The organism is Martinezella sp. CNPSo 3795 (assembly GCF_057784475.1).
The window spans coordinates 26,530-49,617 of record NZ_JBXSOQ010000017.1 but is presented as its reverse complement, the minus strand read 5'-3'; the positions used below and the strand labels follow the sequence as shown (position 1 = coordinate 49,617).

15 protein-coding genes are annotated in these 23,088 nt (G+C 60.1%); 8 read left to right on the top strand and 7 right to left on the bottom strand.

Annotation, left to right across the window (positions count from 1 at the left end; translation table 11 throughout):
* The first annotated feature begins 97 nt into the window (after positions 1–97).
* Complete coding sequence (locus AC13QY_RS29760) at positions 98–4,888, top strand: NAD-glutamate dehydrogenase (protein WP_113501458.1); 4,791 nt, start codon at positions 98–100, stop codon at positions 4,886–4,888.
* Positions 4,889–4,936: 48 nt separating this feature from the next.
* Positions 4,937–6,328 (top strand): MFS transporter, encoded by a 1,392-nt coding sequence (locus AC13QY_RS29755; protein ID WP_113501457.1) that lies wholly within the window; start codon positions 4,937–4,939, stop codon positions 6,326–6,328.
* Positions 6,329–6,395: 67 nt separating this feature from the next.
* Here AC13QY_RS29755 and purH read toward each other — a convergent pair whose 3' ends face one another.
* The 4 genes from purH to htpX all read right to left on the bottom strand — a co-directional run bounded on the left by purH (position 6,396) and on the right by htpX (position 12,310).
* Complete coding sequence (purH, locus tag AC13QY_RS29750) at positions 6,396–8,012, bottom strand: bifunctional phosphoribosylaminoimidazolecarboxamide formyltransferase/IMP cyclohydrolase (RefSeq protein WP_113389671.1); 1,617 nt, start codon at positions 8,010–8,012, stop codon at positions 6,396–6,398.
* 97 nt (positions 8,013–8,109) lie between these two features.
* Complete coding sequence (locus AC13QY_RS29745) at positions 8,110–9,756, bottom strand: heparinase II/III family protein (protein ID WP_233788773.1); 1,647 nt, start codon at positions 9,754–9,756, stop codon at positions 8,110–8,112.
* Between the two features lie 149 nt (positions 9,757–9,905).
* A complete protein-coding gene (locus AC13QY_RS29740) occupies positions 9,906–11,315 on the bottom strand; it encodes an RsmB/NOP family class I SAM-dependent RNA methyltransferase (RefSeq protein ID WP_113501456.1) in 1,410 nt (469 codons plus the stop codon).
* On the bottom strand, positions 11,312–12,310 hold the full coding sequence (htpX, locus tag AC13QY_RS29735; protein WP_113501455.1) for a zinc metalloprotease HtpX: 999 nt from the start codon (positions 12,308–12,310) through the stop codon (positions 11,312–11,314). Before htpX ends, AC13QY_RS29740 begins: the two co-directional genes overlap by 4 nt.
* 109 nt (positions 12,311–12,419) lie before the next feature.
* Between htpX and AC13QY_RS29730 the strand changes: the two genes are divergently transcribed.
* Both AC13QY_RS29730 and AC13QY_RS29725 read left to right on the top strand, forming a co-directional pair.
* Entirely contained in the window at positions 12,420–12,647 is a 228-nt protein-coding gene (locus AC13QY_RS29730) for a DUF1674 domain-containing protein (protein ID WP_113501454.1), read from the top strand.
* Between the two features lie 92 nt (positions 12,648–12,739).
* Positions 12,740–13,558, top strand: a complete 819-nt coding sequence (locus AC13QY_RS29725; protein ID WP_113501453.1) for a DUF3800 domain-containing protein — start codon at positions 12,740–12,742, stop codon at positions 13,556–13,558.
* 274 nt (positions 13,559–13,832) lie between these two features.
* Here AC13QY_RS29725 and acs read toward each other — a convergent pair whose 3' ends face one another.
* Positions 13,833–15,791: an acetate--CoA ligase gene (acs, locus tag AC13QY_RS29720; RefSeq protein ID WP_113501452.1), complete on the bottom strand. Its 1,959-nt coding sequence runs from the start codon at positions 15,789–15,791 to the stop codon at positions 13,833–13,835.
* A gap of 223 nt (positions 15,792–16,014) precedes the next feature.
* Between acs and AC13QY_RS29715 the strand changes: the two genes are divergently transcribed.
* On the top strand, positions 16,015–16,722 hold the full coding sequence (locus AC13QY_RS29715; protein ID WP_095433387.1) for a DUF1013 domain-containing protein: 708 nt from the start codon (positions 16,015–16,017) through the stop codon (positions 16,720–16,722).
* Between the two features lie 216 nt (positions 16,723–16,938).
* Here AC13QY_RS29715 and AC13QY_RS29710 read toward each other — a convergent pair whose 3' ends face one another.
* Entirely contained in the window at positions 16,939–17,598 is a 660-nt protein-coding gene (locus tag AC13QY_RS29710) for a YggS family pyridoxal phosphate-dependent enzyme (RefSeq protein WP_113501480.1), read from the bottom strand.
* Between the two features lie 199 nt (positions 17,599–17,797).
* On the opposite strand from AC13QY_RS29710, the gene leuS reads away from it, so the two are divergent.
* Genes leuS through holA form a run of 3 tightly spaced genes read left to right on the top strand, consistent with a single transcriptional unit; the run spans position 17,798 to position 21,990 of the window.
* Positions 17,798–20,428, top strand: a complete 2,631-nt coding sequence (gene leuS / locus AC13QY_RS29705) for a leucine--tRNA ligase (RefSeq protein WP_488494376.1) — start codon at positions 17,798–17,800, stop codon at positions 20,426–20,428.
* Positions 20,418–20,939 carry an LPS assembly lipoprotein LptE gene (gene lptE, locus AC13QY_RS29700; RefSeq protein ID WP_113333438.1) on the top strand — a complete coding sequence of 174 codons (522 nt, stop codon included), beginning with the start codon at positions 20,418–20,420 and terminating at the stop codon, positions 20,937–20,939. The genes leuS and lptE overlap by 11 nt, the downstream gene beginning before the upstream one ends.
* A gap of 13 nt (positions 20,940–20,952) precedes the next feature.
* Positions 20,953–21,990, top strand: coding sequence for a DNA polymerase III subunit delta (gene holA / locus AC13QY_RS29695; RefSeq protein WP_113501450.1), 1,038 nt, complete (start codon positions 20,953–20,955; stop codon positions 21,988–21,990).
* A gap of 187 nt (positions 21,991–22,177) precedes the next feature.
* On the opposite strand, the gene AC13QY_RS29690 is transcribed toward holA, so the two are convergent.
* Complete coding sequence (locus tag AC13QY_RS29690; RefSeq protein ID WP_069613904.1) at positions 22,178–23,062, bottom strand: ParB/RepB/Spo0J family partition protein; 885 nt, start codon at positions 23,060–23,062, stop codon at positions 22,178–22,180.
* Positions 23,063–23,088: the final 26 nt, after the last annotated feature.

Here is a 23,088-nt window from a genome sequence, read left to right as displayed (position 1 = left end):
ATCAGTCCGAAAGCAACCAAATTCGCATTCTTTTTGCCAGTTTTTTCGCTAAACCTTCTGCTACTGTCGTCAAAATTCGAAGATCGGGAGGAATTCCATGGCGCCTAAGACTAATCCGAAACGGGAAAAACAGATCGAAGCGGCACGCAAAATTGCCGCGGCAACGGGTGAAGCGCATCTCGATCCCGAAATCCTGTTCGGCCGGGCGAGCAATGACGACATGGAGTTTTACAGCCCGCAAATGCTGGCCCTTGCCGCAACCCATGCGGCTAGGGAACTGGCAGCCTGGAGCGGCACGGTTCCCCGCGTCAACATAGAGCAGGTCGCCGGCATCGAGCCCGATGGCATTGCCGTTTCAATTCTCTCGATCACCGACCATAACATGCCCTTCCTCTATGAATCGATCATGGGTGAAGTGACCAGCAGCTATCGCGATCTCTACATGGCGGTGCATCCGATCCTAGTCATCGAGAAGGGCAAGCAGCCGAGCCTTTATTCGGCCGATCAACCGAGCGACCCGGCCCGTCGCGTCAGCCATATCCAGCTTCATCTCTCGCCGCTGACGACAGCGCAGGCAAGCGATCTGACCAAGCGGCTTCAGACCGTGCTCGATCAGACGCATCTTGCCGTTTCCGACTGGAAGCCAATGTTGTCGCGCCTGGATACCGTGATATCGGAACTATCAACCTATGAGGCCGCCGGCCGCCGCAAGAACGATCGCGACGAAGCGCTCGCCTTCCTTGCCTGGCTACGGGACGGCAATTTCACCTTCCTCGGCATGCGTGAATATGTCTATTCCGGCAAGGGCGCCGATGCGAAGGTCGAGCGGGACCGCGGCACCGGCCTCGGCATCCTCTCCAATCCGGATGTTCGCGTTCTCCGGCAGGGCAAGGACGCCGTCACCACGACGCCGGAAATTCTCGCCTTCCTCGACGGGCCGGATTTCCTGATCGTCACCAAGGCCAACGTCAAGTCGATCGTCCATCGCCGCGCCTATATGGATTATGTCGGCGTCAAGCGTTTCGATACCGACGGCAACGTGACGGGCGAACTGCGCATCGTCGGCCTCTTCACCTCTACCGCCTATACCAGCGCTGCCGCGGAAGTGCCGCTGCTGCGCTCGAAGGTGCAGAAGGTCAAGGATCACTTCGGCTTCGACCCCACAAGCCATTCCGGCCGCATGCTCGACAACACGCTGGAATCCTATCCTCGCGACGACCTTTTCCAGATCGACACGACGCTGCTGGCAAGCTTTGCCGAGCAGATCAACGACCTGACCGACCGACCGCGCGTGCGGGCGCTGCCGCGCATCGACCACTTCGACCGCTTCGTCTCCGTCATCGTCTATGTCCCGCGCGAGGAATATGATTCCGTCGTCCGCGAGAAGATCGGCAACTATCTGAAAACAGTCTATGACGGCCGCGTTTCCGCCTATTACCCGGCTTTCCCGGAAGGCGGCGTGGCACGCGTGCATTTCATCATCGGCCGCAGCGCCGGCAAGACCCCGCATATTCCACAGGCGAAACTCGAGGAAGCGATCCGGGCCATCACCGCCCGCTGGGACGAGCGCTTCGTCATGCTGGCTGGCCCGAAAGCGCCGAACATTTCCGTCAGCCAGGCTTTCCAGGAAGCCTTCTCGCCGGAAGATGCCTTTGCCGATCTGCCCGACATCACCGCAACCGCCGGCGCCGAACCGATCCGCATCGCCTTCTATATCCGCAAGGATGAAGCCGGCGACATCCTCTCGCTGAAGATCTTCCATGGGCGGGGCAATCTGGCGCTATCGCGCCGCGTCCCGCTGCTCGAAAATCTCGGTTTCAACGTTATCAGCGAGCGCACCTTCGATATCTATGTCACGGCGAAAGACGGCTCGACCGGCCACGTCGTGCTCCACGACATGGAGCTCGAGGCCCGCAATGGCCTGCCCATCGATCTTGCCCGCCACGGCGCCGCCCTGAAGGAAGCCTTCCTTGCTGCCTTCGGCGGCACGATCGACAACGACGCCTTCAACCGGCTGATCGTCTCTGCCGATCTCTCCGCCCGCGAAACCAATGTTCTGCGAGCCTATTCCCGCTATCTCAGACAGGCCGGCATCGCCTATTCGCAGGATTATATCTCTGCGACGCTGGATAAATATCCTAGGATTGCCGCATCGCTCTTCCGATTGTTCCACGATACGCTCGACCCGAAACTCAGCGACAAGAACCGCACGAAGAAGCTCTCCGAGCTGCATGCAAGCATTGAAGCCGAGCTTGCCGACGTACCGAGCCTCGACGACGACCGCATCCTGCGCCGCTACGTCAACGCCATCGACGCGACGCTGCGCACCAACTATTTCCAGAAGAATGCGGACGGCACGCCGAAGGCCATGCTCGCCTTCAAGCTCGATCCCAAGCTGCTCGATGGCCTACCCGAACCGCGCCCCTTCCGCGAAATCTTCGTCTACGGCGTCGAGGTGGAAGGCGTGCACTTGCGCTTCGGCAAGGTGGCGCGCGGCGGCCTGCGCTGGTCGGATCGCGCTGAAGACTATCGCACCGAAGTGCTGGGCCTCGTAAAGGCGCAGCAAGTCAAGAACGCTGTTATCGTCCCCGTCGGCGCCAAAGGCGGCTTCTATCCAAAGAAGCTTCCGATCGGCGGCAGCCGCGACGAGATCTTCAACGCCGGCCGCGAAGCCTACAAGACCTATATCCGCACGCTGCTGTCGATCACCGACAACATCTCTGGCGCCGATATCATCCCGCCTGCCGACACCGTACGGCTTGACGGTGACGACCCCTATTTCGTCGTTGCCGCCGACAAGGGCACGGCGACCTTCTCCGACACTGCCAATGCATTGGCGCAGGAAGCCGGCTTCTGGCTCGACGATGCCTTTGCGTCAGGTGGCTCGGCGGGTTACGACCACAAGAAGATGGGCATCACCGCTCGCGGCGCATGGGAAACCGTGAAGCGGCATTTCCGCGAAATGGACATCGATATCCAGACGACGCCCTTCAGCGTCGTCGGCGTCGGCGACATGTCCGGCGACGTCTTCGGCAACGGCATGCTACTGTCGCCGAAGATCCGCCTGCTCGCCGCCTTCGACCACCGCGACATCTTCATCGATCCCGATCCGGACATGGACAAGACGCTCGCCGAGCGGCAGCGGCTCTTCAACCTGCCGCGTTCGAGCTGGCAGGATTTCGACAAGTCTGTCTTGTCGAAGGGCGCGATGATTATTTCCCGATCGGCAAAATCGGTCACGCTGACGCCGGAAGCCGTCGCCGCCATCGGCATCGACAAGTCGGTCGCAACCCCGTTCGAGATCATGACGGCGATCCTCAAGGCACCCGTCGACCTGCTCTGGTTCGGCGGCATCGGCACCTACGTCAAGGCGCCGTCCGAAACCGATTCGGAAGTTGGCGATCGCGCCAACGATCCGATCCGCATCACGGCGGACGAAGTCCGCGCCAAAGTGATCGGCGAGGGCGCCAATCTCGGCGTCACGCAGAAAGGCCGCATCGCCTATGGCCTCAAGGGCGGCCGGTGCAACTCAGACGCCATCGACAATTCGGCCGGGGTCAACACCTCCGACGTCGAGGTCAACATCAAGATAGCGCTTGCCAACGCCATGCATGACGGCCGCCTGACACGCCCCAAGCGCGATACGCTGCTCGCCTCCATGACCGACGAAGTGGCAGCGCTCGTCCTGCGCAACAACTATCTGCAATCTTTGGCGATCTCGCTGACGGAGCGCAAGGGCACAGGCAACGCTCTCGAACTCAGCCGCTTCATGAGCGTGCTGGAAGCGGCCAAGCAGCTCAACCGCAAGGTCGAAACCCTGCCCGACGATCAGACCTTCGCCGAGCGTTACGCCAATGGGCGGCCGCTGACGCGCGCCGAAATCGGGGTGCTGCTCTCCTATGCCAAGATTGTTCTCTTCGATGCGCTTGTCGCCAGCGACCTGCCCGACGATCCCTATTTCGCCACCACGCTCAGCCGCTATTTCCCGGCAAAGATGCAACGCTCGAATTCAACGGACATCGAAAGCCATCGCCTGCGCCGTGAAATCATCGGCACGGCGCTCGCCAACGAAGCGATCAATCGTGGCGGTCCGGGCTTTGCCGTCAGCATGATGGATGCAACGGCTGCGTCGGCGGCCGAAGTGGTCAAGGCCGCCGTCATAGCCCGCGACGGCTTCGATCTCGACCGGCTTTGGAACGAGACGGATGCACTTGACGGTAAGGTCGGCGGCCAGATGCAGAACCGCGTCTATGGCGAGATCACCGAAGTCTATACCGTGCTTACGCGCCTGCTATTGAAGACTGGGGCCGCCAAGGGTGAAATCGAGGAAACCGTTAGCCGGCTTCGCGCAGCTCTGAAGAAGCTGCGACCCGTCTTCCTCACCCATATCCCGGCAGATTTCGCGGCCGAGATCGCAGCTCGCGAAGCGGAATATCTGGCAGCCGGCCTGCCGGAGAAGCTCGCGTCGGAGATCGCCACGATCTATGCGCTTGTCCTCGTGCCTGAGATCATGCAGATCGCCGAACGCACCGGCGATACGCTGAACCGCGCGGCCGAAAGCTACTTCACCGTATCGCAGACCTTCCGCGTCGGCCGCCTACTGCTGGCCGGCAGCCGGATCGTTACCGGCGATCACTACGAGAGCCTGGCGCTGGCGCGTAGCCTCGACCAGATCGCTGGCGCCCGCCGTGACATTGTCATCTCCGCTTTGTCCAACCATCCGAAGGACAAGCAGCCGGTTCAGGCATGGCATGCGGAAGACCGTATCCGCATCAATCGAATCGCCGAAGAGCTCGGCGGCCTCAGCGAAAGCGGCGATCCGAACCTCGCCCGCATCACCGTCGCTGCCGGCCTGCTCAGCGATCTTGCGAACGGCCGGGCAAGATGAGACAGTCCGCCTCGTCCCCGTCACGGGATGAGGGAATGAGGGCTGGATCTGGTGGCGACCGAAATTGTTGACGATAACGTGCCGGCCAAAGTGCCGGCACGCGGTATCTGGGGCTGGATGTTCTTCGACTGGGCGGCTCAGCCGTTCTTCACGGTCGTTACCACCTTCATCTTCGGCCCCTATTTCGTCGCGCGGCTGACGGCCGATCCCGTCTCCGCGCAGACGACATGGAGCAATATGGCGACGATCTCCTCGGTGATCATCGCCATCCTTTCACCGGTCCTCGGCTCGATCGCCGATCAATCCGGCGCCCGCAAGCCATGGATCGCCTTCTTCGCCGTCATCAAGATCGTCAGCCTTTTTTGCCTCTGGGGCGCGGCACCCGGCTCGCCGGTCATCTATCCGGTGATCTTCATGATCCTCGCCTCGATCTCGGCCGAATTCTCGATCGTCTTCAATGATTCCATGATGCCGCGGCTGGTTGGTAAGGATGATGTCGGCAGGCTGTCGAACGCCGCCTGGGGGCTCGGCTATCTCGGCGGCATGATCGTGCTGATCACCGTCGTGGCCTTGCTCGCCGGCAATCCACAGACCGGCAAGACCATTCTCGGCCTCACCCCGCTCTTCGGCCTCAACGCCACGCTAGGCGAGGATGCTCGTATCACCGGGCCGATTTCGGCCGTTTGGTATTTCATCTTCATTCTGCCGATGTTTCTCTTCACGCCGGATGCCGCACGCGGCTTGCCCTTGGGCGCCGCCGTTCGCTCGGGCCTGCGCGAGCTATCGGCGACCTTGGGCGAGCTGAGGCGCCGGCGCGGTATCAGCCTCTTTCTTGTCGCCCGGATGATCTATCAGGACGGCGTCAACGGCCTCCTGATCCTCGGCGGCACCTTCGCGGCCGGCATGTTCGGCTGGGCGACGATCGAGATCGGCATCTACGGCATCATCCTCAACATCATCGCCATTTTCGGCTGCTTTGCCGCCGGCTATGTCGATCGCTGGCTGGGCTCGAAAATGACCGTTATCATTAGTCTGACGCTGCTGCTCGTCGCCACTTTCGGCATCCTCTCAACCGGCCCTGGTTTCACGCTCTTTGGCCTCGTGCCGCTCTCCACCATCAGCGCCGGTGGTCTGTTCGGTACGGCGGCGGAAAAGGCCTATATCGGCTACGGCCTTTTGATCGGCATCGCCTTCGGGCCTGTGCAGGCCTCCTCGCGGTCCTATCTCGCCCGCAGCGTCAGCCTCTCGGAAGCCGGCCGCTATTTCGGCATCTACGCCCTGTCAGGCCGCGCCACTAGCTTCATGGCGACTTTGTTCTTCTCACTGGTGACCTATTGGAGCGGCTCGGCCCGCCTCGGCATGGCGACGCTTGTCATCTTCCTCGCCGGTGGCCTGCTGCTTCTGTTGCCGACACCTTATCCGGCCGATAGAGCGAAGTAGGCAAAGAAAAATCCCGGCTGGCAAACCAACCGGGATATACGTTTTATAAATCCGGTATATCCGCCGATCAGTGACGGAAGTGGCGAACGCCGGTGAAGACCATCGCGACATTGTGCTCGTTGGCCGCGTCGATCACTTCCTGGTCGCGCATCGAACCGCCGGGCTGGATGACGGCGGTGGCGCCGGCGGCGATCGCCGAGAGTAGGCCATCGGCAAAAGGCAGGAAAGCTTCGGAAGCGACGGCGGAGCCACGCGTCAGTGGCTCGGCAAGCCCCATGGCCTTGGCGGCTTCCTCGGCCTTGATGGCAGCGATGCGGGCGGAATCGACGCGGCTCATCTGTCCGGCGCCGATGCCGGCCGTCTGGCCATCCTTGGCGTAAACGACGGCATTCGACTTCACATGCTTGGCCACACGGAAGGCGAATTTCATGTCTTCCAGCTCCTGCGCCGTCGGCGCGCGCTTGGTAACGACCCTGAGCTCCATGTCCTCGACCAGCGCGTTGTCGCGGTTCTGAACCAGCAGCCCGCCGGAGACGGTTTTTGCGGTGAGGCCAGCGGCGCGTGGATCGGGCAGGGCGCCAACCGAGAGCAGGCGGAGATTCGGCTTGCGGGCGATGATCGCCTTGGCTTCCTCGCTCACTTCGGGCGCGATGATGACCTCGGTGAAGAGCTTGACGATCTCTTCGGCCGTTTCGGCATCGAGCAGGCTGTTCAGCGCAATGATGCCGCCGAAGGCGGAGGTGGAATCGCAGGCGAGAGCGCGCTTATAGGCTTCCACCAGGCTCGGACCCGTGGCGACACCGCAGGGATTGGCATGCTTGATGATCGCGCAGGCCGGCCCCTTTTCCGGCAGGAACTCGGCGACGAGCTCATAGGCCGCGTCAGTGTCGTTGATGTTGTTGTAGGACAGCTGCTTGCCCTGGATGAGCGTTGCCGTCGAGACGCCGGGACGGTTTTCGCCAGTCAGGTAGAAAGCCGCCTTCTGGTGCGGATTTTCACCATAACGCATCTCCTCGCGCAGCACACCGCCGATGACGCGGTGGCGCGGCGTGGCGATATCCAGCGCTTCGGCAAACCAGTTAGAGATCATCGCGTCGTAAGCAGCGGTGCGGGCAAAAGCCTTTGCGGCCATGCGCTTGCGGAAATCATAGGTCGTCTGGCCGGCATCGGCGGAAAGCTGAGCCAGCAGCTCGGCATAATCGGCGGGATCGGTGAGCGTCGTCACATAGGCGTGATTTTTGGCCGAAGCTCGGATCATCGCCGGGCCGCCGATGTCGATATTCTCCACCGTTGTCGGATAATCGCCTCCGGCTTTGCGCACGTCCTCGAAGGGGTAAAGATTGATGACGGCAAGATCGATGCCTTCGATACCGTGCTCCTTCATTTCAGCCTGATGCTCGGCATCGTCACGAATGGCGAGCAGGCCGCCATGCACCTTCGGATGCAGCGTCTTGACGCGGCCGTCCATGATCTCAGGAAAATTCGTCACTTCCGACACGTCGGTCACCGCAAGGCCGGCTGCAGCAATCGCCTTGTGCGTACCGCCGGTCGACAGCAGGCGCACGCCCTGTTCGCTCAGCGCACGCGCCAGCTCGACGATGCCGGTCTTGTCGAAAACGGACAGAAGCGCGGTTTTCACCTTCACCTTGTCGGGAGCGGGAATTTTCTTGGAAACGACGGCCATGGGCTTTCTCCGGTCTGGCATAGGGAGATGTGGCGTCCGGCAAAAAAGGGCGCGGGACGGATAATGCCGCCCCGTTAGCATAGCTCACGCGCTTAGCCTATGGCCGATGCGATAAAAACCAGCGGATTTCCGGCTTTTCCGTGATCCGGAAGACAATCTCAAGCTGATCGGAGGAACGCATACCTGAGGGATCGGCAAAGAAGATATCTTCCGCGACCAGCACCTCGTTGCCGGGGGAGGAGAAGATCCAGGTCTCTCCATCCGGGGCGATCAGCAGCGCGGCATCCGTCTCGGTCTGCAGCAGGCTGATGGAGGGATGAATGTGAAAACGGGCAGAAGCAATGCCCTCACCCTTCGGCTGATGCTTCTTGCCCTCCGGCACGAAGAACCGGTCGCGGCCGGCGACGATCGTGCCGCTGGCATTCAGACTGATCTCGCGCTCATGGACATAGCCGAAGGCGGAGAGATAGCCGTCATGCGCGGCACGGACATAGTCTCGCCCGTCTTCGGTCTCGGCGCGCTCGACGATGACCTTCTTGACGCCGCTGACCATGATTGGCCCAAGCGATTTCGATTTGGAGAACTGACAGGACGAGGTGTCGTTGAGCGTGACGGTCGAATGCGCCGCAGTCGCCCGCGCCGCCTGCATGAAGCGGTCGCCCGCAAATTCGGGCGCGCCGGAATTGATGATGAAGCGCGACTTGCCAGACGACATCTCGAAGGAAAGACAGCCGGCATGCGCCGTGCGGCTGAGATCGACGGAGCCAGCAGAGCCGGCATCAACGATGACGACGGCCGAACCGGCGGCCAAACGATGATATTTCGTGTGCGGTAGTGCCTTGAAGGTCTGGCCGGCCGTCTCGTCATAGCGCAGCACCGACATCAGCTCGTTAGCAAGCGTCGAGGTCGCACCGTTGAACAGCGCCAGATCGCCATCCTGATGGCGAAAGAAGCGCAATGCCGGATACATGCGGTCGATGCCGGGGATGAGCCGGATCGGTACGTCATGGCCGAGATTGACATAGGTCTGGCGCAGCGGCAGCAGATCGAGCAGCAATTCCAGTGACGCCCGCGGATTGCGGGAGATATGGCCGCCATCCTGCAGGATTTGCCGGTCGATCTCCCGGTCGAGCGCCTGCCCCGCCCGTTTCAGCGTGAGGGAACTGCTCGGCATGGCGACCGAGGCCATGGCAAGCGCGATGCGCACACGGAACCGGGTGATGCCGTCAGGCGAGGAAGCAACGATCCGACGCAGAAAGCGCACATGGAAGACGAGCATGCGCATGAAGCGGCGATAGAAACCGCTATCGGTACCCTGCAGGAGCACGGGCGAATGCGACAGAAGCGCGATCAGCCGCTGCGCCGCTATATCGGGCGACCAGGCAAGGCCATGCAGCCGGCGGCCGTGGACGGCAATCCAGTCGGTGAGGATCGACCGCGCCATGGCCGAGGCCTGATCGCTCTTTTCCGCCCGCAAATGCCGCAGCCATCGGAAATTATGCAGCCGGGCGGCAAAGGCCAGCGACGGCAGCTCCAGTGAGAAGGGCGATGCACCTTGTGTTTCCAGAACGCGCCCGGCGAGCAGAATGCGGCCGTTCAAAAGCTCTTCGACAAAAAAGGGATCGACGCTGCGCAGATCGGTCGGTGCCACGATCAGGCGCTCCGGCACACGCATCGTGTGGCGGGTAAGACGCAATCGCGTCAACGCCGCGCGGCGCGACATCCGCCGCCATGCTTCCCGCATGTATGAACTCACTAAACCCTGCCGCAGATCTGCATATTTGCTTCTGCTTACTCTCATTACCCGTGGTTAAAAAGAGGTTACAGATATACCAATTAAAGACACGTTTGCCGGTTTTTTAACCGGCCGGTAAAAACGATTCGAGGTGGGGACTAATGCGTGCGTCGAAGCGCGACGGCAAAAAAGCCGTCGAGGCCGGAGGCGAAGCCATCGGCAAGCGGCAGCATGTCCGGCGTGGTGCGGAAGGCTCCAAGCGGGGAAATCGCCGTTTCCAGACCCGGCCAATCGCCTGATGCGATCGGTACGCGCTCGACATTGCCAGTATCGCCAAGCAGGCGTGCAACCAGATCTTCGCCCTCTTCGGGATCGAGCGAGCAATTGGAGAAGACCACCACACCGCCCGGCTTGACCAAGGTCAGGGCATGGCGAAGCAGGCGTTCCTGCAGGGCGGCCAGCTTGGCGATATCCTCCGGTCCCTTGGTCCACAGCACGTCCGGATGGCGGCGCGTCGTTCCCGTCGAGGAGCAGGGGGCATCGAGCAGAGCCGCATCGAAAAGTTCGTCGGGTTGATATTTGCTCATATCGGCAACAACAGTTTCTGCTTCGAAGCCAAGCCGTGCCAGATTGCCGGACAGCCTCTTCAGGCGATTGGCGGATTGATCGAGAGCCGTGACCTTAGCACCGGCGAGAATGAGTTGCGCCGTCTTGCCGCCAGGTGCTGCGCAGAGATCCACCACCCGCTTGCCGACCAGCGAACCGAAAAGTTTTGCTGGAATGCTGGCGGCAGCATCCTGAACCCACCACTCACCCTCATCGAAACCTTCGAGAGAGGGAATGGAACCTTCGAAGGCGGCAAGCCGCACGCTGCCGGTCGGCAGCACCACGCCGTTCAACCGCTTCGCCCAGCCCTCGGCATCGGATTTCACGGTGAGGTCGATCGCCGCCGGCTCGAGTTGCGTGTCGGAAATCTTTAGCGCAGCGGGAGCGCCATAGGCCGCTTCCAGGCGAGAAAGGAACCAGGCCGGCAAGGCCGGCACCTTCGCAACCCGCTCGAGGATCTCCTGCTTCTCGCGACCGATGCGGCGGAGAATGGCGTTGACCAGCTTGGCGAAGCGGCGATTGCGGGGATCGCGGTTGGCTTGCTCGACAGCAAGATCGACGGCGGAATGATCCGGCACGTCGAGATAGAGGATCTGGGTCGCACCAACGACGAGGACATGATGCAGGGCACGGGCGCCCTCCGGCAGCGGCGAATCGAGCAGCGACGAGATCGCCGCCTCGATGCGCGGCAGGTGGCGCAGCGCGCTGTTCAAGATAGCGCGCACCAGCGCACGGTCACCGTCGCTGAGCGTCGTATAGGCGGCGCTGCCGCCTTCGGCATCCAGCATGCCGTCGAGCGGCGTCTTGCGGTCCAGCACGGCCCCCAGGATCTTGGACGCCGCCGCGCGGGCCGCAAGGCCGGGCTTCGGCGGAGACGAATCGACCGGCCTCGACGGCTGCGGCCGCTTGCCCGATCGTTTTCCATCTCTATGGGAAGCTTTGTTTTTCGTGTCAGAACTCAAGACCAGGGACCCTTCGGCGGTTGCGAACCACCGCGACCCGTATTCGGCACGGAGCGCGATTTGCGCCCCGGATTAGCAGTGAAGGACGGTCCCGTCGAGCCAAAGCCCGAAGATGGGCCAGAAGACGGTGTCATCGGCGAAGCGTCGCCGCCACCGTAACGGGCCATGTCATGCAGCGCGGCGATGCGGTTTTCCGTGTTCGGATGGGTGGAAAACAGATTGTCCATGCGCTCGCCGGAGAGCGGATTGATGATGAACATATGCGCCGTCGCCGGATGGCCCTCGGCATCTTCATTCGGAATATGCGCCGCGCCGCGGGCGATCTTGCCGAGCGCGGAGGCAAGCCAAAGCGGATTGCCGCAGATTTCCGCGCCGCGGCGGTCGGCAGAATATTCGCGCGTACGGCTGATCGCCATCTGCACCAGCATAGCGGCGAGCGGGGCAACGATCATCGCGACAAGGACGCCGACCATGCCGAGCGGATTGTTGTTGTCGCGGCGGCCGCCGAAGAAGAAAGCGAAATTGCCGAGCATGGAAATGGCACCGGCAAGCGTCGCCGTGATCGTCATCGTCAGCGTGTCGCGGTTCTGCACGTGGGCAAGCTCGTGCGCCATCACACCGGCGACTTCCTCCGGCGTCAGCGCATGCAGGAGACCGGTGGAGGCGGCAACGGCGGCATTTTCGGGGTTGCGGCCCGTGGCAAAAGCATTCGGCTGAGGGCTGTCATAGAGATAAACCCTAGGCATCGGCAGGCCGGCATTGCGGGCGAGATCGCGGACGATGCGGTAGAATTCCGGCGCGCTTCGCTCATCGACCTCCTGCGCACCATAGGTGGACAGCACCATGCGGTCGGAATTCCAGTAGGAAAAGAAATTCATGCCGGCGGCGGCGACAAATGCGATCAGCATGCCCGATTGACCGCCGATCAGATAGCCGACGCCCATGAAGAGCGCGGTCATGAAGGCAAGCAGCATGGCAGTACGCATGAGATTCATCGACGGGTCTCCAACACGATCGGCAGTCCGAACCTTTCTCTTTTCGGCCGGACGCACTATGATTTGGCTATTCCTCCGCTTAATTCAACGGTTCCGGGCCGATCAGACCATGCAGACAGCCGATAACGACAACAAACTCGACAGCGAAGCCGGTGAAATCACCCGCAAGCCGCTCTCACCCGCGGCCAAGCGCGCCCTCGCCGAAGCAGAAGAGCGCCGCAAGGCGCAGGAAGCTCAAGCACAGGCCGAACTTCCCCCCGAAATCGGCGGCCGCGGCGGCGCCGACCCTGCCCGCTTCGGCGACTGGGAGATTAATGGCAGGGCGATCGATTTTTGAGATACGCTAAATAGCGGTGAATCTTCTTTGCAATTTTCAGAAGAACCTAATTTTCTCGTTGATTAGCAAAGAGAATCACAGATTCTGATAATATGTCTCACACTTTTGTAGCTTACATAGATGAATCAGGAGACGATGGTCTTGGCAAATATAGAGAGCCCGGAGGCAAGGGAGGTGCATCCAGTTGGCTTATCCTGTCTGCCATGGTCTTCCGTAAGCAATTCGATCTTGAAGCTGTAACTTGGCGAGATCAAATAGTTGCCAAGATGCCTGATCGGAAGAGCAGAAATCTCCATTTTGCTGAGCTTAATCACAATCAGAAAGTTGTCGCAGCGAGAGACCTAGCAACACGTCCGATTAGGGCGTTAAGCGTTGTGGCTTATAAGCGTGACATCCCAGACGGGATATATACAGAGAAAAATCAACTATATTTTTATCTCACTAGATACTTAATCGAGCGCATCTCGTGGCTATGTCGCGATATGCGCCCACGCGCTCCCGAAGGAGACGGTCGAGTCCAAATAACCTTTTCGCGAAGAGGTGGCATGTCGTATGATGATTTTAAAAGTTATATGCAACATCTTCAACAGAATGGCGCGGACGACATTCGCGTCCATTGGCCTGTCATAGACATCGCTGGAATCGAAGCTCAAGACCACAACAAACGCGCCAGCTTGCAACTGGCAGACATCATCGCATCGTCAATCGCCAGTGGCGTGGAACCAGATCGGTACGGAAATTGTGAATCTCGTTACGCTGAAATTTTACGTCCTATAGTCTATAAAAGAAACGACAACTATTTCAGCTACGGAATGAAGTTCTACCCTCATCATGAAGGTCTCACGCTGACAGTGGATCAGCAACGCACTATCGATCTTTTCAAGAAAATTGGGCAGCCCCCCGGCCCATAATTGCGATTTCTCGCCTGCAGACTTTCGAATGCTCTGGGTTTATCCGGCGCGTGACTGCCCGACAACATATATATGAGAAAAAGCTCTCATTGTCAATAAAAATTGAATTTTATTGTGTTGAATCAAATGTTTAGGATTAGATGAATCTAAGTGCCTGTTTTGATTCACAATTGTGTTCCCCATGCATTTTCCGGCACCAATTTAAATCAGTCAATTTCATCGATCAAAAAAAATGTGCCGCTACAGACAACGCCAAAAGCGGCACCTTTTAGTTTTAAGCCGCATCCGCCTTGTTCTGCCTGTTAGCGATCAGATCGTCGACGACAGCAGGATCAGCAAGCGTCGAGGTATCGCCGAGTGATCCGAAGTCGTCCTCGGCGATCTTGCGCAGGATGCGGCGCATGATCTTGCCGGAGCGAGTTTTCGGCAGGCCGGGAGTAAACTGGATCTTGTCCGGCGAGGCGATGGGGCCGATTTCGGCGCGGACGTGCTTCACCAGCTCCTGCCGCAGCGCATCCGAGCCTTCCATCCCGACCATCAGCGTCACGTAGCAATAGATGCCCTGGCCCTTGATGGAGTGCGGATAGCCGACGACGGCCGCCTCCGAGACATGCTTGTGGGATACGAGCGCCGATTCCACTTCTGCCGTGCCGAGGCGGTGACCGGAGACGTTGAGCACGTCGTCGACGCGACCGGTGATCCAGTAATAGCCGTCCTCGTCGCGGCGGCAGCCATCGCCGGTGAAGTACTTGCCCTCGTAGGTGGAGAAATAGGTCTGGATGAAGCGCTCATGGTCGCCATAGACGGTGCGCATCTGGCCGGGCCAGCTGTCGGCGATGACGAGATTGCCGTCGGCCGCCCCTTCCAGCACGTTGCCTTCATTGTCGACCAGCTGCGGCTGCACGCCGAAGAAGGGCAGTGTCGCCGAACCGGCCTTGAGGTCCGTCGCGCCCGGAAGCGGCGTGATCATGTGGCCGCCCGTTTCCGTCTGCCACCAGGTATCGACGATCGGGCAGCGGCTGTCGCCGACCACCTTGTAATACCATTCCCATGCTTCGGGATTGATAGGCTCGCCGACGGTGCCGAGGATGCGCAGACTGGAGCGCGAGGCCCGCTTGACGAAATGGTCGCCGGCGCCCATCAGCGAGCGGATCGCCGTCGGCGCGGTATAGAAAATATTGACCTTGTGCTTGTCGATGACGTCCCAGAAACGGCCCTGATCGGGATAGTTCGGCACGCCTTCGAACATCAGCGAGGTCGCTGCATTGGCGAGCGGCCCGTAGACGATATAGGAATGCCCGGTCACCCAGCCGACATCGGCCGTACACCAATAGATATCGCCGGGATGATAATCGAACGTGTATTCGTGCGTCATCGCCGCATAGACGAGATAGCCGGCCGTCGTGTGCAGCACGCCCTTCGGCTTGCCCGTGGAACCTGACGTGTAAAGGATGAAGAGCGGGTCTTCCGCCTTCATCTTCGCCGGCGGGCACTCCGCCTTCACCTTGGCGGTTTCCTCGTGATACCAGACATCGCGGCCGGGCTCCCAGGCAACCTTGCCGCCGGTGCGGCGCACGGCGATGACGGTCTTGACCGCGACCTTCTGCTTGGCGGCGATCTGAATGGCCTTATCGGTGTTTTCCTTCAGCGGGATGGACTTGCCGCCGCGGACACCTTCATCGCAGGTGACGACGACGGTCGAGGCGCAATCGACGATACGGCCGGCGAGCGCTTCCGGCGAGAAGCCGCCGAAGACGACCGAATGCACTGCGCCGATACGGGCACAGGCCAGCATCGCATAGGCGGCTTCCGGGATCATCGGCATGTAGATGGTGACGCGGTCGCCCTTCTTGACGCCGTGCTTCTTCAGCACATTCGCCAGCCGGCAGACCTGCTCGTAGAGCTCGTTATAAGTGATCTTCTTGTCGATATAGGGATTGTCGCCTTCCCAGATGAAGGCGACGCGATCGCCATGCTTCTTCAGATGCCGGTCGATGCAATTGTAGGAAACGTTGGTGACGCCATCCTCGAACCATTTGATCGAGACCTTGCCGGTAAAGGACGTGTTCTTGACCTTGGTATAGGGCTTGAACCAGTCGATGCGCTTGCCGTGCTTGCCCCAGAACTTGTCGGGATCCTCGACGCTCTGCTGATACCATTTCTGGTACTTCGCCTTGTCGATCAGGGCGCGCGCCTTGATCGGTTTCGTCACGGGATGGATCTTCTCCGACATTGTTTCCTCCTCAAATCCTCGCACGCCGATTTGTAACCGCGAGTGCTCTTTCCGCGCAATAAATAGCAGGTCAAACTACGACAGCAATTGGACAAAGTGCATTTCATGCGCAAAGAATTGCAATTCCGCGACACTATCGCTATATAGGGCCGTATTTCCCGGACAATGTGGTGTTACACCCCGGACCGCGACACCGGCGCGGACTGACAGAAGGACTATATCCATGGCTCAACAATTGCTCATGCCGAAGGCAACCGCCATCTGGCTTGTCGACAATACGGCCTTGTCATTCGACCAGATCGCGCAGTTCTGCAAGCTGCATCCGCTCGAAGTGAAGGCCATTGCCGATGGCGAAGCAGCGCAGGGCATCAAGGGCCTCGACCCGATCTCGACCGGCCAGCTGACCCGCGATGAAATCGCCCGTGCCGAAGCCAACCCGAACCATAAGCTGAAGCTTTCCGAGCCAAAGGTTCGCGTGCCGGAATCCAAGCGCCGCGGCCCGCGTTACACGCCGGTCTCCAAGCGTCAGGACCGCCCGAACGCTATCCTCTGGCTGGTGCGCAATCATCCGGAACTGAAGGATGCGCAGATTTCACGCCTCGTCGGCACCACCAAGTCGACCATCGAGCAGATTCGCGACCGCACGCACTGGAACTCGGCCAACCTGACGCCGATGGATCCGGTCACGCTCGGCCTCTGCAGCCAGATCGATCTCGACATGGAAGTCGAAAAGGCATCGAAGGGCCGTCCGCTGCCGACCGCCGCCGAACTCGGCGCAACCCTGCAGCCGGCTCAGGAAACCGAAAAGCTCGGCTTCAGCTACGATCGCGAAGAAGAGAAGGAAAAGGAAATCGACGCCGACGCCGTTTTCGCCAAGCTGAAGTCGCTGAAGTCGACCAGCCGCGACGACGAGGACGACGATCAGTTCTAAGATCCGGCATAGCGGATAAGAATGCAAAGCCCCGGCCGAACCGGGGCTTTTTTGTTTGTCGGAGAGCATTGCAGACCCCCTCTCCCCGCAGGCGTTGAGAGGGGACAATTCCATGATTGCCATCTTCAGGACTGAGGGATCCCGTCAAATCTCCAATCCGGGCCAGTCATGTGCTCCACACACCAAGCCCTTCCGCACCTTTTGTTTTCGGCAGAACTACCGCGCCCCAAAAATCGCCGAGCCGACCCGGACGCTTGTCGCGCCGAAAGCGACGGCGATTTCGTAGTCGCTGGACATGCCCATGGAGAGCTTTTCGACACCGGCCTGCTTGGCAAGCTTGGCAAGCAGGGCAAAATGCGGCCCCGGATTTTCCTCCGCCGGCGGAATGCACATCAGGCCCTCGATCGAAAGCCCCAGCTCCTCGCGGCACAGCTCGACGAAAGCGACGGTATCGTCGGGCGCAATCCCGGCCTTTTGCGGTTCCAGTCCGGTATTGACCTGCACATAGAGCCGCAAACTCTTGCCCTGCCGCTTCATTTCATCGGCGACAGCGCGTGCGATCTTTTCCCGGTCGATCGTCTCGATGACATCGAACAATGCCACGGCATCGGCGGTCTTGTTCGATTGCAGCGGCCCGATCAGGTGCAGCTCGATTCCGGGCGTCTCCGCCTTCAATTCCGGCCACTTGCCCTGGCTTTCCTGCACGCGGTTTTCGCCGAACACACGCTGACCGGCCGAAATGGCGGGGCGAATCTGATCGGCATCGAAGGTCTTGGAAACGGCAACGAGCTGCACGGCGCCGCCGGGCCGGCCGGCCTGGCGCTCGGCGGCTGCGATATGGGAACGGACTTCGTTCAGGCGCTCTTGAAGTTCCATCTTTTCGCCTCGATATTTGGCTTGCTTCTCAAACTTTGCAGTAATGCGGCTTGCGGGCCTTGCCAAGGGCGATCGCGCGCGAATCCGGCTTTGCTTTGCAAGATAAGGCACTTGCTGCATCCGCTAAACTTGACGCTTGGGTGGTTTCGTGGTGAAGGTCACGCCTTAATCCCCATGATTTTCCGGAATACAAGAACAGATGACTAGCGAACGTTATAATCCGCGCGATGCCGAGCCCCGCTGGCAGGAAAAATGGAACGAAGAAAAGGTCTTCGTGACAGACAATGCCGATCCGCGTGAGAAGTACTACGTTCTAGAAATGTTTCCGTATCCGTCGGGCCGCATCCACATGGGCCATGTGCGCAACTACGCCATGGGCGATGTCGTTGCGCGCTACAAGCGTGCGCGCGGCTATAACGTGCTGCATCCGATGGGCTGGGACGCCTTCGGCATGCCGGCGGAAAACGCAGCGCGCGACAACAAGGTGCATCCAAAGGAATGGACCTACCAGAACATCGCCTCGATGCGCACCCAGCTGAAGGCCATGGGCCTGTCGCTGGACTGGAGCCGCGAATTCGCGACCTGCGATGTCGATTATTATCACCGCCAGCAGATGCTCTTCATCGACATGATGGAAAAGGGCTTGGTCTATCGCAAGAAGTCCAAGGTCAACTGGGATCCGGTCGATAACACCGTTCTCGCCAATGAGCAGGTCATCGACGGCCGCGGCTGGCGTTCCGGCGCGCTCGTCGAGCAGCGCGAGCTGACGCAGTGGTTCTTCAAGATCACCGAGTTCAGCCAGGAACTGCTCGATGCCCTGGATACGCTCGATCATTGGCCGGAAAAAGTGCGGCTGATGCAGAAGAACTGGATCGGCCGCTCCGAGGGCCTGACCGTTCGCTGGGAAATTGTGCCGGAAACAGCTCCCAATAGCGATCGCGAAATCACCGTCTACACGACCCGTCCGGATACGCTGTTCGGCGCCTCCTTCCTGGCGATCTCGGCTGACCATCCGCTCGCCAAGGAAGCGGCGGCCAAGGATCCGGCCATCGAGGCCTTCTGTGAGGAATGCCGCCGCGCTGGCACCTCGCTGGCAGCCCTGGAGACGGCCGAGAAGAAGGGTATGGACACCGGCATCCGCGTCCGCCACCCCTTCGACCCATCCTGGGAACTGCCCGTCTACATCGCCAATTTCGTGCTGATGGACTATGGCACGGGCGCCATCTTCGGCTGCCCGTCCGGCGACCAGCGCGATCTGGATTTCGCACGTAAATACGGTCTGCCCGTTGTTCCCGTCGTCATGCCCGCTGATGGCGATGCAGCGACCTTTACTGTCGGCGATGTCGCCTACGACGGCGATGGTGTAATGATCAACTCGCGCTTCCTTGATGGCATGAGCACCGAGGAAGCCTTCCAGACGGTGGCAACGAAGCTCTCCGAAACGTATCTCGGCAACATACCGCAGGCCGAGCGGAAGGTGAATTTCCGCCTCCGTGACTGGGGCATTTCCCGTCAGCGCTATTGGGGCTGCCCGATCCCGGTCATCCATTGCGATGATTGCGGCGTGCTGCCGGTGCCGAAGAAGGAACTGCCGGTCAAGCTGCCCGATGACGTGACTTTCGACCAGCCGGGTAATCCGCTCGACCGGCACGCCAGCTGGCGCCATGTCGCTTGCCCGCAATGCGGCAAGGATGCCCGTCGTGAAACCGACACGATGGACACCTTCGTCGATTCGAGCTGGTATTTCGCGCGCTTCACCGCCCCCTGGGAAAGCCAGCCGACGGCCCCCAAGGCCGCCAATCACTGGCTGCCTGTCGACCAGTATATCGGCGGCATCGAGCACGCGATCCTGCACCTGCTCTATTCGCGCTTCTTTACCCGCGCCATGCGCGAAACCGGACATCTTGACGTGAAAGAACCCTTCAAGGGCCTGTTCACGCAGGGCATGGTCGTGCACGAAACCTATAGCCGCGGAAGCGGCCTCACGCGCGAATGGGTGTCGCCAGCCGATATCAAGATCGAGGAAGTGGACGGCCAGCGCCGCGCTACCCTGCTGTCGACGGGCGAGGACATCGCCATCGGCTCGATCGAGAAGATGTCGAAATCGAAGAAGAATGTCGTCGATCCCGACGATATCATCGCCTCCTATGGTGCCGATACGGCACGCTTCTTCGTACTCTCCGACTCGCCGCCCGATCGCGACGTCATCTGGTCGGAAGCGGGTGTCGAGGGCGCGCATCGTTTCACGCAACGCATGTGGCGTCTGGTTTCCGAAGCTGCCGATGTCCTGAAAGCGGCCGAATCGACTCCGGCTAAGGAAGGCGAGGCACTGGCGATTTCGCAGATCGCCCATCGCACGCTGAAGGCCGTTCAGGGTGATTACGACAAGCTCGCCTTCAACAAGGCCGTGGCGCGCATCTATGAATTCGTCAATGCGCTGGCGGCACCGCTGACGAAAGTGGCCGCCGGCCAGGCGGATGGCGCCTATCGTTCTGCCGTCCGCGAAGCCGTGGAGATCCTGATTGCTTTGGTTGCACCGATCACGCCACACCTGGCCGAGGAATGTTCGGCCGCCCTCGGCAACACGCATATGGTCGCGACTAGCCCATGGCCGGTCTATGACGAAGCCCTCGTCATTGAGAACGAGATCATCTATCCCGTTCAGATCAATGGCAAGAAGCGCGCCGAATTGACAATCGCGCGCGATGCAGATCAGAATACCGTGCAGCAAGCCGTGCTCGCCCTGGATGCCGTTACGAGCGCATTGAATGGTCAGGCGCCAAAGAAGATCATCGTCGTTCCACAGAGGATCGTAAACATTGTCGTCTGATAGTCTTTTCAAATTCGCCCGCATCGCCGGCGTTGCGTCTCTTGTGGCCGTTGCCGGCCTTCTGTCGGCCTGCCAGGTTCGGCCGCTCTATGCCGTCAGCACTGGCGTCACGCAGAAGCTGTCGGAGGTTTCCTTCTCCGACGTAGGCTCGCGCGTCGGTCTCCAGGTGCGCAATCAGCTGATCTTCATTGCGGGGCGTGGCGCAGGCGAGACCAAGACGCCGAAATACAATGTCGATCTGAGCGTCAGCTCCGGTACTGGCGGTGTGCTTTATCTTCCGTCTTCGAGCACGTCGGCCGCAGGCCGCACGACTGTGACCGTCTCGTTCACATTGAGGGAGATCGGCACCGGCAAGGTTATCAAATCGGGTAGCCGTGCGGTGACGTCGCTCGTCGACTTCCCGACCCAGGAATTCGCCAAGCAGCGCGCAATTCGTGATTCGGAAGACCGTGCTGCCCGCGAAGTTGCCGAAATGGTCGCAGCCGATATCGCTGCCGCACTCAGCCGCTGATAAAGAGCGCGGCATGGCAGAAATCAAGTCTCACGAATTTGATGGATTCCTGCAAAACGCCGCGCGCAATTATCGGGTCTTCGTAATCTACGGCCCGGATCGCGGCCTCGTTTCCGAACGTGCCGCACAGATTGCCGCCAGGACCGGCGTCGATCTCGATGACGCCTTTTCCCTCATCAAGCTCGATGTCGGTGACCTGCAGAACGATGCGGGTCGCCTGCTCGACGAAGTCAACGCCATCGGTTTGTTCGGCGGCGAAAAGCTCATCTGGATTCGCGGCGCCGCCAATGAAAAAGCATTGGTCGATTCGCTGCAGGTCATTGCCGAAAACCCGCCGGAGGCAAGCTTCGTCATCATTGAAGCCGGCGATCTGAAGAAGGGCGCTGGTCTGCGCAAGGTGGCGGAACCGGCGCGCTCGGTCGCAACCATTCCCTGCTATGCCGACGATGCCAGAGCGCTGAATGGTCTGATCGATACGGAACTGGCAAATGAAGGGTTGCGCATCGCCCCGGCGGCCCGTCAGGCATTACTCGAACTTCTGGGCGGCGACCGGATCGCCTCCCGAAACGAGGTGCGCAAACTGGCGCTTTACTGCCGCGGGCAGGGCACGATCGAAGAGAACCATGTCATGGAGATCATCGGCGATGCCAGCGCGATTTCCACTGACGATGCCGTTGATGCCATCTTGAAGGGGGATTCCGAGGCCTTTCTGCATGCCATGCAGAAGATCGCCTCCTCCAAAACTCCGATGTTTCTCGTGCTGCAGGGCTGCCTGCGGCAATTTCAGATGCTCGATACGATGCGAGCCGAAATGGATGAAAAGCGCGTTGCCCCGGCACAGGTCATGCAGACACATGGGCGCCACCTACATTTCAGGCGTAAGCCGATCATTGAACAGGCCCTCAAGACCTGGTCGGGCCCTGCGATCGCCCGCGAGATGAACAGGCTGCAATCCGCCATTCTCCAGACACGCCAGCGTGCGAGCCTCGAAGACACGATCGCAACACAAACCCTGCTTGCGACCACATTGCAGTCGGCACGCAGAGGCTGATGTTTCACGGGAAACGGACCTGGACAGGCATCCGCCATGCGGACTCCGCAAAGCCTATCCCATTGTTTCTACAAGACTATAGTAACCTTTCCGGGCAATTGCGGAAAAGTGCGTAAACGCTTCTATCTAGAAACACGAGAAGTAAACAGCGGGAACCATTTGACGTTCCATACAGAGCAGAGCCGTCTTAGCGGCGCTCCAGAAGCCGGCAAATTTCCTCGAGTTGTTCCAGCGTCTTATAGCTGATCTTCACCTGGCCACCATTGCCGCGATGATTGATGGAAACATCGAGCCCTAGCGTGTCAGACAGCGTACGCTCGAGCGCCAGCGTATCGGAATCCTTCTCATCCCTGCGCGCGCCGACGGGGCGGGGGTCGTTCTGAGCCTTGATGTCATTCTGCGCGAGACGTTCGGCATCGCGAACTGACATGCCCTTGGAAACAACAGTTCGCGCCAGCGCGGTCGGATCGGAGGTCGAAACGAGAGCGCGGGCATGGCCGGCGGAAAGCGAGCCTGCGGCAAGCATATCGCGTACGGGGTCAGGAAGCTTCAACAGACGCAGAGAGTTGGCGACATGGCTGCGGCTCTTGCCGATGATTTCGCCAAGATCGTTTTGTGTATAGCCGTGTTCAGCGATCAGTTGCTCGTAACCGAGCGCCTCTTCCAATGGATTGAGGTCCGCGCGTTGCACATTCTCGACAATGGCGATCTCAAGCGCGGTCTTGTCATCGACGTCGCGAACGATCACTGGAATTTCGATCAGACCCGCAAGCTGTGCCGCTCGCCAGCGCCGTTCGCCGGCAATGATCTCATAGCGATCGGAAGAAATGGTGCGGACAACGACCGGCTGCACGATGCCGTGCTGGCGAATTGAGCTGGCGAGATCATGCAGCTCGGTCTCGTCGAAATAGCGGCGAGGATTACGTGGATTGCGGCTGATGAATTCGATCGGCACCAGGCGATCGGGATTGACGGCCGGTCTGCCGGCATCCACGGGCGTCGGCTGATCCATCTCCCCGATGAGAGCCGCCAGTCCGCGCCCGAGACGCCGCTTCGAAAGATCATCATTCATCGCCGATACTCACTCTGGAACAAATA

Bases quoted from the DNA above. Each gene is read 5' to 3' on its own strand.
- AC13QY_RS29760 (WP_113501458.1), top strand. From the start codon at position 98: ATGGCGCCTAAGACTAATCCGAAACGGGAAAAACAGATCGAAGCGGCA.
- purH (WP_113389671.1), bottom strand. From the start codon at position 8,012: ATGGCCGTCGTTTCCAAGAAAATTCCCGCTCCCGACAAGGTGAAGGTG.
- AC13QY_RS29745 (WP_233788773.1), bottom strand. From the start codon at position 9,756: ATGCGGGAAGCATGGCGGCGGATGTCGCGCCGCGCGGCGTTGACGCGA.
- htpX (WP_113501455.1), bottom strand. From the start codon at position 12,310: ATGAATCTCATGCGTACTGCCATGCTGCTTGCCTTCATGACCGCGCTC.
- AC13QY_RS29730 (WP_113501454.1), top strand. From the start codon at position 12,420: ATGCAGACAGCCGATAACGACAACAAACTCGACAGCGAAGCCGGTGAA.
- AC13QY_RS29725 (WP_113501453.1), top strand. From the start codon at position 12,740: ATGTCTCACACTTTTGTAGCTTACATAGATGAATCAGGAGACGATGGT.
- acs (WP_113501452.1), bottom strand. From the start codon at position 15,791: ATGTCGGAGAAGATCCATCCCGTGACGAAACCGATCAAGGCGCGCGCC.
- AC13QY_RS29715 (WP_095433387.1), top strand. From the start codon at position 16,015: ATGGCTCAACAATTGCTCATGCCGAAGGCAACCGCCATCTGGCTTGTC.
- AC13QY_RS29710 (WP_113501480.1), bottom strand. From the start codon at position 17,598: ATGGAACTTCAAGAGCGCCTGAACGAAGTCCGTTCCCATATCGCAGCC.
- leuS (WP_488494376.1), top strand. From the start codon at position 17,798: ATGACTAGCGAACGTTATAATCCGCGCGATGCCGAGCCCCGCTGGCAG.
- holA (WP_113501450.1), top strand. From the start codon at position 20,953: ATGGCAGAAATCAAGTCTCACGAATTTGATGGATTCCTGCAAAACGCC.
- AC13QY_RS29690 (WP_069613904.1), bottom strand. From the start codon at position 23,062: ATGAATGATGATCTTTCGAAGCGGCGTCTCGGGCGCGGACTGGCGGCT.